We start from the raw sequence: 15,634 nt of genomic DNA, 5'->3' as shown, positions 1-15,634 counted from the left end.
CCATGAAACCTCCGGATTGGGCGCGAAGTGACCCCGCGTTGCTTTTAGCGGGCCAACCGACCGACTGAACCACCGCGGAAGCGGAGCCCGCAGCAGCGCAGTCCTGAAAATCCAGCTGCATGGCTAGTGTGAAAGGAAAGGCAATGACACGCGAGGAAGCCTTCGCAAGTTGCACGTCGGACTCGTACGTCGAGTTCTACGGCGGTCGGTGGCTCGTAGTGCCATTCGCCCAGGTGGAGCAGTCGGTGTTCTTCGTTTGCTCACCAGGGACGCTCCGCAGCAATCTTTGAGTTGAGATGGAGCGTGTGAGAGGTGATCGGCATTCCGGGGGAGCATTATTCCAGGCGTTTGTAAGTCAATTCTCGGGGCATCTTTAGTGATTAGAAATGCTGTGGCGTCGGAAATTACCGGTGCCGAATCAAACTTATTCCAGTCGTGGGACCGGTGTCTTTTCAAGACCCGCTCTACCAATTTTCCGGCATTTCTGGTGAACTTCTGCTCAGTTGCTGGCTGAGCGGGCCGGCGTGACCTGCGGCCCTATGCGCAGCCTGGCGGGAACTTCAGGCTGCCTGTTGAGCTTCGAATCTGGCAATTTCGAGCCCGCGCGTGGCGCTAAAGGCGCTGAGGCTCTCCGGCGAGCAAACGAAGAATTGTGGCTGCTCAACCGGCGCGAAGGGAACGACGAGCCACCGGCCGCCGTAAAACTCGACATACGAGTCCGGGGGGCACCTTGCGTAAGCTTCTTCCCGAGTCATGACCTTTCCTTCCATTGAGAACCTGAACCAGATGCTGCTGGTCTTTCTGCGTGATATCCATGATTCCGAATCAAACAGGCAGGGGTAACGCCGTTTTCTGACGGTTCTGACTACCCTTTCGGATGGGGTCCTTGTTGAACCCCGTCAATTGCAGGGGTGCCAAGGCTGTCCAAAGCCTCAAAAGACCAGCAGGGCCGGCGGAGAAACCGCCGGCCCTGCATTTTTTGGAACCACCACATCACCAGTGATTCGCCGTCACCCGTGCGCGCCGCGCGCGGGAGTCGTTAGGAGCGCAGGAAGAATGTGCCCCCAGCGCGCTCGTTCTTGCCCACCTTCGCCAAAACGAGGACGCCGTCCCGGAGCACCAGGTAGGAACCCAGCATGTCGACCGACTCGAAGGAGGCGCCGGCAGCATCCGAGAGCCCGCCCCGCTGAAGGAAGGCCGACGACGATCCCTCTGTGGATGCAATGGCAACAGATGACGCCTGCACCCGGAGGTAGCGGCCCTTGGTCAGTACCGGCTCGATGACCACCGAGTTCTTCTTGGCGTACCCCGGGGCGAGCCGGAACTGGGATGCACCCAGCGCAGGGGAGGAAGCGGCGGTGACGGTGACGCCGTCGTGCGCCAGGAACGTTCCCGGAGCGGCGGCGGATTCGAGGCGCACCGGCAGTTCGCCGTCGCCCACCGGCACGCCGAAGTTCGGCGTGCCGTCCACATTCCAGGACAGCCGCTGGACCCGGGCGTGCCGGTTGGGGTCGTAGAGCGGGTCGCCGACGATGGTGCGGTAGGACCGGGCGTGGTACACCAGCACGTCATTGCCCGCCTCATCGACGGTGAAGGAGTTGTGCCCCGGGCCGTACTGCTTCGAGCCCTCGTTAGTGGTGAACACCGGAGTTGGTGTCTTGGTCCAGGATGCCGCTTTGAGCAGGTCGGCGCCTGCATCGGCAGTCAGGAGGCCCATGCAGTAGTTGGCGTCCGTGGCGCTGGCGGAGAACGTCACGAAGACGCGGCCGTTCCGCTTGATCACCGCAGGCCCCTCGTTCACCTTGTAGCCCCGGGTCTCCCAGTCCAGCGTCGGCACGGCGATGCGCACTGGGGTGCTGGACAGCGTGGAAGGCGACGACATGGACGCGATGTAGAGGCTGGAGTTCACGCCGGTGTCGCTCTGCGCCCACACCAGGTAGCGCGTGCCGGCGTGCTCGAACGTGGTGGCATCCAGCGAGAACGTATCGGCGTGGGTGTACACCCGGACCGGAGCATCCCAGACGGCGTTGGTCGGGTCCGCGGCGTCCGTGGAAATCACGTAGATCCGCACCCGGAAGACATCGTTGCTGTCGCCGGCGGCGAAATAGATGTGCCACTTTCCGTCGAAGTGGTGCAGTTCGGGCGCCCAGATGTGGCCACCCATCGTTCCGGACGCGGGCCGCGTCCACACGACCGCCTCCGAAGCGCTGCCCAGCCCCGCGATGGTGGCGGAGGAGCGCACAACGATGCGGTTGTACTCCGGCACGGAGCCGGTGAAGTAGTACTTGCCGTCCGTGTGCTTCATGAGCCACGGGTCCGCACGCTGCGGCACCACCGGGTTGATCACGGGTGCGGTGCCGACTGTGGCAGCGGCTGCAGGCGCCGCCACCAGGGCTCCGCCGCCGGCACCCGCGACGGCGAAGGCGGCTGCTGCGGCGGATCCGGAGCCGAGGAAGAGCCGACGGGAGAACTGGCGGTTGACGGAATCACTCATGCTGAAAAAGTCCTTTCGACGTGCGGGAGGTGACGTGCGGGAGATGACGTGCGGTAGGTGCGGGACAGGTAAAGAGTCAGCCGGCTTTCCGGGCGAAGAGCCGCTGCAGCAGGATGAAGACGAGGAGCAGGCCGCCGATCACGATCTTGGTCCACCAGGAGCTGAGGGTGCCGTCGTAGGCGATGAAGGTCTGGACAATCCCCAGCACCAGCACGCCGACCACGGAGCCCAGGACGTAGCCGGTGCCGCCGGTCAGCAGGGTGCCGCCGATGACTACCGCAGCGATGGCGTCGAGCTCCATTCCCTGGGCCGCGAGGCTGTAGCCGGAGAGGCTGTAGAAGGAGAACAGGATGCCGGCGACGGCGGAGCAGAGGCCGCTGAGGGCGTAGACCAGAATCTTGGTGGCCTTCACCGGCAGGCCCATCAGCGTGGCGGAGTGTTCGTTGCCGCCGATGGCATAGACGGTCCGGCCGAAGCGGGTGTGGTGCAGGACGAAGAAGGCAATGGCCACAATCCCGAGGGCCAGAAGGACGCCGGGCGAGACGAAGAGGTCCCCGGGCAGCGGAATCTGCGCCTGCGCCATCCCCGTGAAGAACCCCTCGGTGACGGGAATGGAGTCGAGGCTGATGACGTAGCAGAGGCCGCGGGCCAGGAACATTCCGGCCAGCGTCACGATGAACGGCTGGATGTCGAAGTACTGGATGATCAGCCCCATCAGGAGCCCGAGACCGCCGCCGATGAGCAACACGAGGACGATGACGGCCCCTGCATTCCAGCCCTGCTGCAGGAGCGTGGCGCTCACCATCATGGCCAGTGCGACGACGGCCCCCACCGACAGATCGATGCCGCCGGTGAGGATCACGAAGGTCATGCCGACGGCGAGGACGATGAGGAAGGTGTTGTCGATGAAGAGGTTCAGGAACACCTGGCCGGAGAGGAAGCTCGGGTACATTCCCGCCCCCACGGCGAACATGGCGATGAACAGACCCGCGGTGGCAAGCGTCGGCGCATAGCGCGCACCCCCGCGCAGGCGGTTGCGCGCCGGTGACGGCTTTTTGACGGTCAGGGGCGTGAGCGTGGACAGCGGGGACATCAGATGGCCACCTTTTCCTTTGCGGCTTCCGTTGCGGCGGGCTTGGGTGCCGCCTTGAGGCGGCTGAGCATGTTCCGTGCCTTGGGCGCCTGCAGGAGGCAAACGGTGATGACCACCAGCGCCTTGAACACCAGGGTCACCTCCGGCGGGATCCCGAGGGTGTAGACGGTGGTGGTCAGCGTCTGGATGATGAAGGCCCCGACGACGGTTCCCACCAGGGTGTACCGGCCGCCTGCCAGCGAGGTGCCGCCGATGACCACGGCCAGGATCGCGTCCATTTCGATATAGAGCCCGGCATTGTTGGCGTCGGCCGCTGTGACGTTGGAGCTGATCATCAGGCCGGCGATTGCGGCGCAGACGGCGCTGAAGACGTAGACGGTCCAGATGATGTTCCGGGCGCGGAGTCCGGCCAGGCGGCTGGCGACCGGGTTGATGCCGACGGCCTCGATCAGGGTTCCCAGCGCGGTGCGCCGGGTGAGGATGGCCGCCAGGGCGAAGACAGCGGCGGTGATCAGGATGGAGATCGGAAGCGTAAAGAGGTAGCCGGCGCCGATGGACTTGTAGTGGTCATTGGACACGGACACGATCTGGCCGCCGGTGATGAGCTGGGCCACGCCACGGCCGGCCGTCATGAGGACCAGGGTGGCGATGATCGGCTGCACGCCGATGGTGGACACCAGGAAGCCGTTCCAGACACCCAGGGCAAGGCCGGCGACGACGGCGATCAGCACCGCAGTTGCTGCCGTCACCGGGGAACCGGGCTCGGGGGAGCCGGCGATGTAGGCGCAGGAGGCCGCGCCGGCGATCGCCACCACTGCCCCCACCGAAAGGTCGATGCCGCGGGTGGCGATGACGAGGGTCATGCCCAGTGCGATGAGGATGGTGGGTGCGCCGTTGCGCATAATGTCGATGAGGCTGCCGTAGAGGTGGCCGTCCTGCATCCGCAGTCCCAGGAAGTCGGGCCGGAAAACCTGGTTGAGCAGCAGCAGCGCTGCCAGGGCGATGACCGGCCACGCAAGGCGGTGTTTCAGAAGGGATTTCACTGGGCGCCTCCGGCGATGACCGTCATGACGTCTTCCACAGAGACGCCGTCGTTGTTGATTTCGGCGACCATCGCCCTGTCCTTGATGACGGCGATGCGGTCGCTCACGCGCAGGACTTCCTCGAGCTCGGAGGAAATGAAGAGGATGGACATGCCCTCGGCAGCGAGCTGGCTGACGAGTTTCTGGATCTGGGTCTTGGCTCCGATGTCGATGCCGCGGGTGGGCTCGTCGAGGATCAGGAGTTCGGGGTGGGTGACCAGCCAGCGGGCGAGGAGTACCTTTTGCTGGTTTCCGCCGCTGAGGTTCCGGATGGGTGCGTCGGGGTTGGCCGGGCGGATGTCGAGGGCCTTGATGTACTCGGCCACGAGCTCGTCCTGGACCTTGCGGGGAATGCGGCGCGCCCAGCCCCTGCTGGCCTGCATGGCAAGGACCAGGTTGTCGCGGACGGTGAGGTCGCCGATGAGGCCTTCCTCCTTGCGGTCCTCCGAGCAGAATCCGATCCGCTTGTCGATGGCGGTGCGCGGGGAGCGGATTTTCTGGCCCGCTCCCTTGATTTTGATGGAGCCTTCGTCGGCCTTGTCGGCTCCGAAGAAGAGCCGGGCGATCTCGGTCCGGCCGGCGCCGAGCAGGCCCGCCAGGCCCACCACCTCGCCCGGATGGATGGACAGGTCCACGTTGGAAACCGATCCCTTCCTGCCGAGCCCCTGGGCCTGGACGAAGGGCGTTACGCCGTCCCCGGTGCTGGCGCGGGTGCGGGCGGATGCCTGGTCCAGTTCGGCGAGGGCTTCCATGTCCTTGCCGATCATCTTGGAGATGAGGCTCATCCGGGACAGGTCCCGGGTCAGGTATTCGCCCACGAGTTTGCCGTTGCGCAGGACCGTCATGCGGTCGGAGATCTCGTAGACCTGTTCCAGGAAGTGGGAGACGAAGAGGATGGCGACGCCACGGTCGCGGAGGTCCCGGATGACGCGGAAGAGCTGGCTGACCTCGTCGGCGTCCAGGCTCGACGTCGGCTCGTCCAGGATGAGGACCTTGGCGTTGATCTCCACCGAGCGGGCGATGGCGATCAGCTGCTGGACCGCGATGGAGTGCATGGACAGCAGCGATCCGGGATCGATGTGGTCCAGCTGCAGCTCGGCCAGGACCTCCCGGGTCCGGGACCGCACGCCCTTCCAGTCGATGGAACCGCGGCGGCGCGGCTCGCGGCCCAGCAGGACGTTTTCCTCCACGGTGAGGTTGGGGCAGAGGTTGACTTCCTGGTAGACGGTGCTGATGCCGGCTGCCTGGGATTCCCCGGGCGTCGAGAACCGCTTTGCTTCGCCGAGCACGGTGATGGTGCCGGAATCAATGGTGTACACGCCGGTCAGGGCCTTGATCAGCGTGGACTTTCCGGCGCCGTTCTCACCCATCAGGGCGTGGACCTCACCTTTGAAGAGGCGGAAGTCGACGCCGTCGAGCGCCTTAACTCCTGGGAATCCAATAGCTATGTCGGTCATCTCGACGACCGGAACGATCTCGTTCATCCTTCTGTCTTTCCTGTGCTTGGTCTGCCATGCTGCGGCTGGTGTGCCGTGCGGCGGCGGTTCTCCGCCGCCGCACGGACGTTCAGGGGCGCCGCCGCTTAGTAGGGGCGGCTGGCAAGAACCTGCTTGGCCTGGTCCGGGGTAAAGGTAGTCTCCTCGGTGACGACACGCTCCGGAACGCTGTCGCCGGCGACGACCTTCTTGGCCAGCCCCATGAGCTGGTCACCGAGCATGGGGCTGCACTCGACGATGTAGTTGATCTTGCCGTTGCTCAGCGCGGTCATGCCGTCCTTGGTAGCGTCGATCGTGATGATCTTGATGTCTTTGCCCGGAACCTTGCCGGCGGCTTCGATGGCCTCGATGGCGCCCAGGCCCTCGTCGTCGTTGTGGGCGAACACCACATCGATCTTCGGGTTGTTCTTGAGGAAGGCCTCCATGACCTGCTTGCCGCCGCTACGGGTGAAGTCGCCGCTCTGCGAGGCGATGATCTTCAGTTTCGGATCAGCTTGGATGGCGTCCGCGAAACCCTTCTTCCGGTCGTTGGCGGGTGCGGATCCGGTGGTGCCCTGGATTTCGACGATGTTGACGGTGTCCGTTGCGGACTTGGAGTCCTTGACAAGCCAGTCCCCGGCCTTCTTCCCTTCTTCGACGAAATCGGAGCCAATGAAGGTCTTGTACAGCGTCTTGTCAGAGGAATCCACCGCACGGTCGGTCAGGATGACCGGAATCTTCGCGTTCTTGGCCTCCTTCAGCACCGTGTCCCAGCCGGACTCCACCACGGGGGAGAAAGCGATGACGCTGACCTTCTGCTGGATGTAGGAGCGGATGGCCTTGATCTGGTTCTCCTGCTTCTGCTGGGCGTCGGAGAACTTCAGGTCGACGCCGGCCTTCTTGGCTGAGTCCTGGACCGACTTGGTGTTGGCGGTGCGCCAGCCGCTTTCGGCGCCCACCTGGGCGAAGCCCATGGTGATCTTGTCGCCGCCGGAGTTGCCGCCAGCGCTGCCGGCGCCAGCGGTTCCGCCACAGGCAGTGAGGGTAAGCATCGATGCGGCGGCCACCGCAAGCAGGGATTTCTTAAACACAACATCCTCCCGGAAGCGTTAGTTACATGCAGGCGGGAGACTTCAAACACCGCCGTTGCTGCAAGTGAGCTGATGCGCTCTGCGAATCATTGTGAACGCTAACAATAGAGCCGTCAAGTAGTCCCGGTCACAAATTCGCGCGAGTCACGCGCAGTCTGTCGATTTTTGAGAACCCCCTTTACAAGAGCGAAAAGATGTCGAATACTCGACTCCGGTCGGCACTTTGTTAGCGTTCACATCGGGGTCACTCGAACTGGTTGCCGGCGAACCGTTCAATGGAGAAAGGCCATCCCTTCCATGCCATCCAAACCATCAGGTCCCGCTAAGCGGACCTGCACCATGGTGCTTGCCGGGTCTCTGACGGCCGCGCTGCTGTCACTGACGCCGGCCCTCGGCGCCACTGCCGACGCCGGGACAAACCGCACCATCAGCGTCAATGCCGACCAAACCGGACCCGCCATAGATCCGGCCATGTACGGCGCCTTCTTCGAGGACATCAACCAGGGCGCCGACGGCGGCATCTATGCTGAACTCGTCCAGAACCGGTCCTTTGAATTCAACTCCGGCGACAACCGTTCGTTCACCCCGATGACCGCTTGGGAAACCCTGAGGCGGGGCAGCGACGGAACGGTCGGCGTCGTCAATGACGATAACCGGCTGAACGAAAACAACCGGAACTACCTGCAGGTCGACGCCACCAGCGCGGGCGCGGGAAGCGGAGCCGGAGTAGGCGTAAGGAACAGCGGCTGGAATGCGGGGCAGAAGCTCGAAGCGCACAAGAAGTACGACTATTCGGTCTGGGCGCGCACCTCCAACCCGGCTGGTTCAACGCTTGCTGTGACGTTGGAGACCCCGGAAGGCGCGCGGTTGGACATTGCCACCATCAAGGTCAAGGGTGACAGTTGGGCCAAATACACGGTGACTCTTTCGCCGAAGTCCTCCACGGACGCCGGCCGGCTCGCGACAGTGGTGCAGGGCACGGGTACCGTCCGGCTGGACATGATTTCCCTGTTCCCCAAGGACACCTGGAACGGACGCTCCAACGGCCTCCGCAAGGACCTGGCCGAGAAGGTTGCAGACCTGCACCCCGGATTCCTGCGCTTCCCAGGTGGCTGCATCGTCAACACCGGCAGCTACGACTCCTACGGAGCCCCGAACTACACGCGGTCCCGGACATACCAGTGGAAGGAAACCATCGGTCCGGTGGAGCAGCGTCCCGCCAACCGCGACTTCTGGGGCTACAACCAGACCTACGGCCTGGGCTACATGGAGTACTTCCAGTGGGCCGAGGACATGGGTGCCGTTCCGGTGCCGGTGGTTCCAGTCGGCGTTACCGGCTGCGGAGACAACAACCAGGTTCCCGATCAGGCCACGCTGAACCGCTACATCCAGGACACCCTGGACCTGATCGAATTCGCCAACGGGGACGCCAGCACCACCTGGGGGGCCAAGCGGATCGCCTACGGCCACCCTGCCCCCTACAACATGGACCGCATTGAAGTGGGCAACGAAGAGTACAAGCCAGAATTCAAGCAGTACTTTGTCCAGTTCCAGGACGCCATCAAGGCCAAGTACCCCAACATCAAGATCATCAGCAACAGCGGTCCCGACGACCAGGGCGCGGTCTTCGACGATCATTCCGTATTCAACGCCCAGCGCAAGGTCGACATGGTCGACGAGCACTACTACAACGACCCCGCCTGGTTCCTGAACAACAACCACCGCTATGACACATACGACCGCAACAGCTACAAAGTCTGGCTTGGCGAGTACGCGTCATTGGACAACAAACCGGCCAACGCCCTGGCCGAAGCCTCATACATGACGGGACTGGAACGGAACGCCGATGTCGTGAAGATGGCATCCTACGCGCCGCTCATCGCGAGCGACGCAAACACTCAGTGGCGCCCGGACATGATCTACTTCAACGGAACCTCCGTACGCACCACCCCCAATTACGAGGTCCAGAAGCTGTTCATGAACAACGTTGGCACCCAGGTGGTTCCTAGCACGCAGGACAACCCGGCCTCCACCGTGGTGCCGATTTCCGGCAAGATCGGCCTGTCCACGTGGGCCACCTCCGCCCGGTACGACGACGTTAAGGTCACCGGAGCTGACGGCGGCACCCTGTTCAGCGACGACTTCTCCGGAACCGCCGCGGCCTGGACCGGCAACGGCACCGGATCCTGGTCCATCAAGGACGGCGGCTACGTCCAGTCGAGCACCACGGCCCAGAACACCATGGTGACCGCCGGAAACGCGGACTGGAGCAACTACACGCTCAGCACCAAGGCCACCAAGCTGGCCGGTTCGGAAGGCTTTTTGGTCTCCTTCGGGGTCAAGGACACAGGCAACTACTTCTGGTGGAACCTAGGCGGCTGGAACAACACGAAGTCGGTCGTCGAGAAGGCCGTCAACGGCGGCAAGACGAACGTCATCGAAAAGAACACCGTGATCCAGACCGGGCACGAATACGACATCAGGATCGAGGTCACCGGGCGCGCCGCGAAGCTGTACCTGGACGGCGTCCTGTGGGGCACGGTGGACGACACACAGGCTGATCCCGTCTACTCCGTGGTCACGAAGGACGCCAAGTCCGGCGACACCATCGTCAAGGTGGTCAATACCTCCGCCGACAAGACGCCGGTGGACATCAAGGTGGCGGGCGCGTCGGGCATCAGTTCCACGGCCGCGGTGACCACCCTGACCCAGACAGCCGACGGGCAGAACCTGGCTCCGGCGTCGAGCACCTTCAGCGGAGCCGGTTCGGCATTCACGTACGATTTCGAGCCCAACTCAGTGACCTTCATCCGGCTCGCCGCAGCCCGCAAGTAAGCAGCACACCAAAGCCACGGCTTTGACCGGGAAGGCCCGGCTGGATTGCGCAGCCGGGCCTTCTCCTTTTACGCGGACCATTTCCCTAGGAGATCCAATGACGAATCACGTGTCCAGGCGCAACATCCTTCGGCTTGGGGCGGCCACGGCCGTCCTGCCCTGGCTGCCATCGCTCGCCTCGGCAGCCGCAACCGCCGCGGAGGGCCCCATGACCACTGCACTCGCCGCAGCGGCGGCCGTCCGTCCCTTCAAGCTGTCCGATGTCAGCCTGGGCCCGGGCGTGTTCGCCCGGAAGCGTGAGCTGATCCTGAACTTCGCGCGCGGCTACGACGAGCGGCGCTACCTCAACGTCTTCCGCGCCAACGCCGGACTGCGGCCGCTCGACGGGGTGGTCCCGCTGCCGGCCGGCGGTTGGGAAGGGCTCGACGGCGAGGCGAACGGCAACCTGCGCGGCCACTTCACCGGCCACCACATGTCCATGCTGGCACAGGCCTATGCGGGCACGGGGGAGGAAGCCTTCGGGACGAAGCTGCGGAACCTGGTGACCTCCCTGCACGACTGCCGGCAGGCGCTCTCCCAGGAACCCGCCATCCAGGCCGTTGCCGGCCGGCTGCCCGGGACCGCCGTCGACATAGCCCGGGGTTCCTACGTGTACGGCCAGCTCCCTGCGGGCACCGTTGACGGGCTGACGGGCATGACTTTCGCCGCGTGGATACGCCCGACGGCGGCGGCGAACTGGGCGCGGATCTTCGACTTCGGCAACGACACCAAAACGTACGCCTTCCTCGCCCAGCGCGACGGCGGCGGGCTGCCGCGGTTCGCCATCACCAGGAACTTTGCCGGGGGTGAGCAGACAATCGTCGGCTCCGCCCCGCTGCCGGTTAACGAGTGGAGCCACGTTGCGGTGACCCTGGACGGCCGCAGCGGAACCTTGTACGTCAACGGCCAGCGGGCCGGCCAGAACAGCGGCATGACCCTGACGCCCGCGCAGCTCGGCAGCCTGGCGAACGTCTGGCTTGGGCGGTCGCAGTACAACGACCCCACCTTTGCCGGCGCCTACCAGGACGTGAACATCTGGTCCGCCGCGCTGACCGCAGGTCAGGTCGCAGAGCTGGCGGCAGCCCGCGCGTCGGGTACTACAGCCGGGAACGGCGACGTCGTCTCCCTTGCCTGCAGCGAAACGGGCGGAAACGTACTGGCCGATGCCTCCGGCAGGGGCCGGCATGCCACGGTCCGGCGCACCTGGGGCTTGCCCAGCCATCCCGGATTCCTCGCGGCGTACCCGGAGACCCAGTTCATCGAGCTGGAGAGCAGGACCACGCCGGACTATTTCCGGGTCTGGGCCCCGTACTACACGGCGCACAAGATCCTGAAGGGCCTCCTTGACGCCTACACGGCAACCGGGGAACCGAAGGCGCTGGACCTGGCCACGGGGCTCTGCGACTGGATGCACTCCCGCCTGAGCATACTCACCCCGGCCGTCCGCCAGCGCATGTGGGGAATCTTCTCCAGCGGCGAATACGGCGGCGTCGTGGAGGCCATCCTGGAGACCTACGGCCACTCGGGCAAGCCGGAGCACCTGGAGCTCGCCAAGTACTTCGACCTCGACTCCCTCATCGATGCGTGCGCCCAGAACAAGGACATCCTCGCGGGCCTGCACGCCAACCAGCACATCCCGATCTTCACCGGGCTGGTGCTGATGTACAACGCCACCGGCGAGGAGCGGTACCTCACCGCGGCCCGCAACTTCTGGACCATGGTGGTGCCAACCCGCATGTTCAGCATCGGCGGAACCAGCCAGGGCGAGTTCTGGAAGGAGCGCGAGAAGATCGCCGCCACCCTGAACGCCACCGACGCCGAGAGCTGCTGCGCCTACAACATGCTCAAACTGTCCCGCGAACTGTTCTTCAAGGACCAGAATCCCGCGTACATGGACTATTACGAGCGGGCGCTTTTCAACCAGGTCCTCGGCTCCAAGCAGGACCAAGAAAACGCCGAAATGCCGCTGGCCACCTACTTCATCGGCCTGCAGCCCGGCGCGGTCCGCGACTTCACGCCCAAGCAGGGCACCACGTGCTGCGAAGGCACGGGCCTCGAATCGGCCACGAAGTACCAGGATTCCGTCTACTTCACCGCCGACGACGGCAGCGCGCTCTACGTCAACCTCTACATTCCGTCGACGCTCCGCTGGGCCGGGAAGAACCTCACGGTCACGCAGAAAACCTCCTACCCCTTCGAACAGCGGACAACGCTGCAGATCGCAGGATCCGGGCAGTTCGAGCTCCGGCTGCGCGTTCCGGCCTGGGCCACGGCCGGCTTCACGGTCCGGGTCAACGGTGCTCCTGTTGATGCGGCGGCCACGCCCGGCACCTACCTGAGCATTGATCGGGCCTGGAAGAGCGGGGACACCGTGGACGTGGACATGCCGTTCACCCTCCGCGCTGAGCGGGCCCTGGACGATCCTTCTGTGCAGACCCTCATGTATGGGCCCGTTCATCTCGTGGCCCGTGACGCCCGCACCACGCTGCTGCCGTTCAGCCTGTACGGAGCAGCCGCGCTCAGCGGCGACCTCGCGCCGGCGCTCCAGCCTGTGGCGGGCAAGCCCCTGCACTCCATGCTGGCAGGAGTGGAGTTGGCACCGTTCCTCGAAGGAACCGAGGACGCCTTCCACTCGTATTTCCGGCGCGCCGAGGCGTCCGTGGTGTTCGGCGGAGTGGACTCCGGAGTGGCCAACCCCGCGGGGGCAGACAAGTCCACGCTCCTGGACGACGTCTGGCAGTCGGCGCCGTTTGCCAACAAACCGGAGCTTCTCCGGCGCGTCACCCGGGTGGCGGACGCCTGGGTTGCCGACGGCTCCCTCACCCGCCCGGACGCGGACCGCATCTACAAGGCGGCCCAGCGGGCGGCATTCGGCAGCCCCGAGGGCGAGATCGCAGACCTTCAGGAGATTGCAGACGCGGCGCTGGCAGCCGGCAGGATCACAACTGAAACCTCCGGCATGCTCGGCGCCCGGCTGAAATCGGCCAGCAAGGCGCTCGCCCAGAAGACCACGGCCAAGGCCGTGCACTATCTCGAGCAGTACATCGACGGCGCCACCCGCAACATTCCTGACCAGGCCCTGCAGGGCCTCCTGGTCAGCGGCGGTCAGGCGCTCATCGTCCGCCTGACCGCCTGAGCCGGCCAGTCCGACGTCGTCCGTTCCGACAGCTTCCACCCTCACCATTCCAAGCAGCGGCCTTGGGCCGCCCGAACGAAAGTGTCTCAATGCTCCCAACACACTCACGGGCCCGCACAGGCCCGGCACTGATCACCGCTGCGGTCCTGGCGCTCGGGGGGCTGGCCGCCGCGGCTCCGGCCCACGCGGCCGTCGACGACGGCCTTGTCCTTAAATACAACCTGACGGAAGCCGCCGGGACGGTGGCGGAGGACAGCTCCGGCAACGGCCGCAACGGCGTCATCAGCGGTGACGCCACCTCGCTGGGCAGCGAAGGGCTGCAGCTCGGCGGGACAAGCGGCCACGTACGCCTTCCGAACGACGTCATGCGCGGGCTTGATTCCATCACCGTCTCCACCGACGTGAAGATCGCCGCCGACCAGGGCGCCCCTTACTTCATCTGGGGGCTGGGCAACACCACCAACGGCACCGGCAACGGCTACCTCTTCACTACCGGCAACGCGTACCGGACCTCCATCGCCACCGGCAACTGGTCGACCGAACAGACCCTTAGCGCCAACCGGGACCTGGCCCGCGGCGCCTGGAAGACCATCACCTACACGCTCAGCGGCGGCACTGCCGTCCTCTACGAGGACGGCACCGAGGTCGCCCGGAAGACAGGCGTCACCATCACGCCCGGAAGCATTGGGGGAGGAACGACGACGGCGAACTACCTTGGGCGGTCCGTCTACACCGGCGACAAGTACCTCAAGGGCCAGGTCCGCGACTTCCGCATCTACAACCGGGCCCTCTCGGCCGACGAGGTGCGCGAGCTCGGGTATGTTTCGCCGGAGCAGCGGGTTGCCCTCGATCTGCAGGACCTGTCCCTGGGGGACACCACCGCAGTGACCGCCAACCTTAAGTTGCCTGCCACCGGGCCCAACGGCTCGGCCTACACCTGGTCCTCCTCGGATCCGGCCAGGGTCTCCGCCCAGGGCGCGGTCACCCGTCCGGTTAACGGAGCCGGCGATGCCACCGTGACCCTGACCGCCACGGCCACCTCGGGCGAGGCGTCGGCGTCGAAAGCCTTCGACGTCACGGTGCCGGAGGATATCAGCGACGGCCAGAAGGTCACCGAGGCCGCCGCAGCCCTCAACGTGTGGGACGCGGACGCGATCCGCGGGAACATCACCCTTCCCGCAGCGGGCCTGTACGGAACCAAAGTGGCATGGGAGTCGAGCGAACTGTCCGTCATCACTGCCACCGGCGAGGTGACGCGGCCGGCGTACGGCAGTGCCCCGGCGAAGCTCAACCTGCACGCCACCGTGTCCTTGGGTAAGACCAAGGTAAGGAAGAAGTTCCGGGTGACGGTGCTGCCGCTGCCCAAGGCGGAAGCCAAGGAAGGCTACGCGTTCGCGTACTTCACCGGCAACGACCTCGCCGGCGAGAACATCTACATGGCGGCGAGCCGCGGCAACGACGCACTCAAGTGGGACGAACTGAACGGCGGGAAGCCGGTCCTCAAGTCCGGCCTGGGCACCAAGGGCCTGCGCGATCCGTTCATCATCCGCTCCCCGGAAGGCGACAAGTTCTACATGATCGCCACCGACCTCTCCATCGGCAGCGGCACCAGCTGGGACTCCTCCCAACGCCAGGGCAGCCAGTACATCGAGGTCTGGGAATCGACCGACCTGGTGAACTGGTCCGGCCAGCGGCACGTGAAGGTCTCGCCGGACACCGCGGGCAACACCTGGGCGCCGGAAGCCCACTATGACGAGAAAATTGGTGCTTATGTCGTGTACTGGGCCTCCAAGCTCTACGCCGAGAATGACCCCAACCACACCGGCGGCACCTACAACAAGATGATGTACTCCACCACCCGGGACTTCCGGAGCTTCACCGAGGCCAAGGTATGGAATGACCCGGGCAACTCGGTCATCGATTCCACGGTCATCAAGGAGGGCGACTCCTACTACCGGTTCACCAAGGACGAGGGGCAGGTTTCGGGCTGCCTGGACATCATGCAGGAAAAGTCGAGCGACCTGCTGGCGGTCGACCTGCCCGCCACGAACCCGCGCAACTGGACGCTGATGGGTAACTGCATCGGCAAGAAGGCAGGAACGGGAGGCGTGGAAGGGCCCACGGTCTTCAAGTCGAACACCGAGCAGAAGTACTACCTGTTCGTCGACGAGTTCGGCGGCCGCGGCTACATCCCGCTGGAAAGCACCAGCCTGGAAAACCCCAACTGGAAGCTTTCCACCAACTACGAGCTGCCCCGGGCACCGCGCCACGGCACGGTCCTTCCCGTCACCAAGACGGAGCTGGAGCGGCTGCACGGACAGGTGTGAATCTAGCTCGCTGAATCACTGAGCAAGGGCTCCGCCGGAACCGGCGGAGCCCTTGCTGGACG

Annotated in this window: 9 protein-coding genes; 4 read left to right on the top strand and 5 right to left on the bottom strand. The window is 64.8% G+C overall.

The features are described 5' to 3' along the window. The first annotated feature begins 143 nt into the window (after nt 1-143). Nucleotides 144-290 carry a hypothetical protein gene (locus tag AC1DFE_RS10840; protein WP_476905886.1) on the top strand — a complete coding sequence of 49 codons (147 nt, stop codon included), beginning with the start codon at nt 144-146 and terminating at the stop codon, nt 288-290. A 749-nt stretch (nt 291-1,039) separates the two neighbouring features. On the opposite strand, the gene AC1DFE_RS10835 is transcribed toward AC1DFE_RS10840, so the two are convergent. The 5 genes from AC1DFE_RS10835 to AC1DFE_RS10815 all read right to left on the bottom strand — a co-directional run bounded on the left by AC1DFE_RS10835 (nt 1,040) and on the right by AC1DFE_RS10815 (nt 7,235). Further along, nucleotides 1,040-2,494, bottom strand: coding sequence for a family 43 glycosylhydrolase (locus tag AC1DFE_RS10835; RefSeq protein WP_476905885.1), 1,455 nt, complete (start codon nt 2,492-2,494; stop codon nt 1,040-1,042). Between the two features lie 76 nt (nt 2,495-2,570). Beyond that, nucleotides 2,571-3,587, bottom strand: a complete 1,017-nt coding sequence (gene yjfF, locus AC1DFE_RS10830; RefSeq protein ID WP_476905884.1) for a galactofuranose ABC transporter, permease protein YjfF — start codon at nt 3,585-3,587, stop codon at nt 2,571-2,573. Further along, nucleotides 3,587-4,630: an ABC transporter permease gene (locus AC1DFE_RS10825; RefSeq protein ID WP_476905883.1), complete on the bottom strand. Its 1,044-nt coding sequence runs from the start codon at nt 4,628-4,630 to the stop codon at nt 3,587-3,589. The genes yjfF and AC1DFE_RS10825 overlap by 1 nt, the downstream gene beginning before the upstream one ends. After that, entirely contained in the window at nt 4,627-6,153 is a 1,527-nt protein-coding gene (locus tag AC1DFE_RS10820) for a sugar ABC transporter ATP-binding protein (RefSeq protein ID WP_476905882.1), read from the bottom strand. Before AC1DFE_RS10820 ends, AC1DFE_RS10825 begins: the two co-directional genes overlap by 4 nt. 98 nt (nt 6,154-6,251) lie before the next feature. Continuing rightward, nucleotides 6,252-7,235, bottom strand: coding sequence for an ABC transporter substrate-binding protein (locus tag AC1DFE_RS10815; RefSeq protein ID WP_476905881.1), 984 nt, complete (start codon nt 7,233-7,235; stop codon nt 6,252-6,254). Between the two features lie 297 nt (nt 7,236-7,532). Here AC1DFE_RS10815 and AC1DFE_RS10810 point away from each other — a divergent pair, with 297 nt between their 5' ends. The 3 genes from AC1DFE_RS10810 (at nt 7,533) to AC1DFE_RS10800 (ending at nt 15,572) form a co-directional block, all read left to right on the top strand. Further along, nucleotides 7,533-10,070 carry an alpha-L-arabinofuranosidase C-terminal domain-containing protein gene (locus AC1DFE_RS10810; protein WP_476905880.1) on the top strand — a complete coding sequence of 846 codons (2,538 nt, stop codon included), beginning with the start codon at nt 7,533-7,535 and terminating at the stop codon, nt 10,068-10,070. A gap of 97 nt (nt 10,071-10,167) precedes the next feature. Continuing rightward, nucleotides 10,168-13,245, top strand: coding sequence for a beta-L-arabinofuranosidase domain-containing protein (locus AC1DFE_RS10805; protein WP_476905879.1), 3,078 nt, complete (start codon nt 10,168-10,170; stop codon nt 13,243-13,245). 89 nt (nt 13,246-13,334) lie between these two features. Then, a complete protein-coding gene (locus AC1DFE_RS10800; RefSeq protein ID WP_476905878.1) occupies nt 13,335-15,572 on the top strand; it encodes an immunoglobulin-like domain-containing protein in 2,238 nt (745 codons plus the stop codon). The last annotated feature ends 62 nt before the right edge of the window (nt 15,573-15,634 follow it).

Source organism: Arthrobacter sp. 05T423 (assembly GCF_056396245.1).
This window is presented reverse-complemented; position numbering and strand designations above follow the sequence as displayed.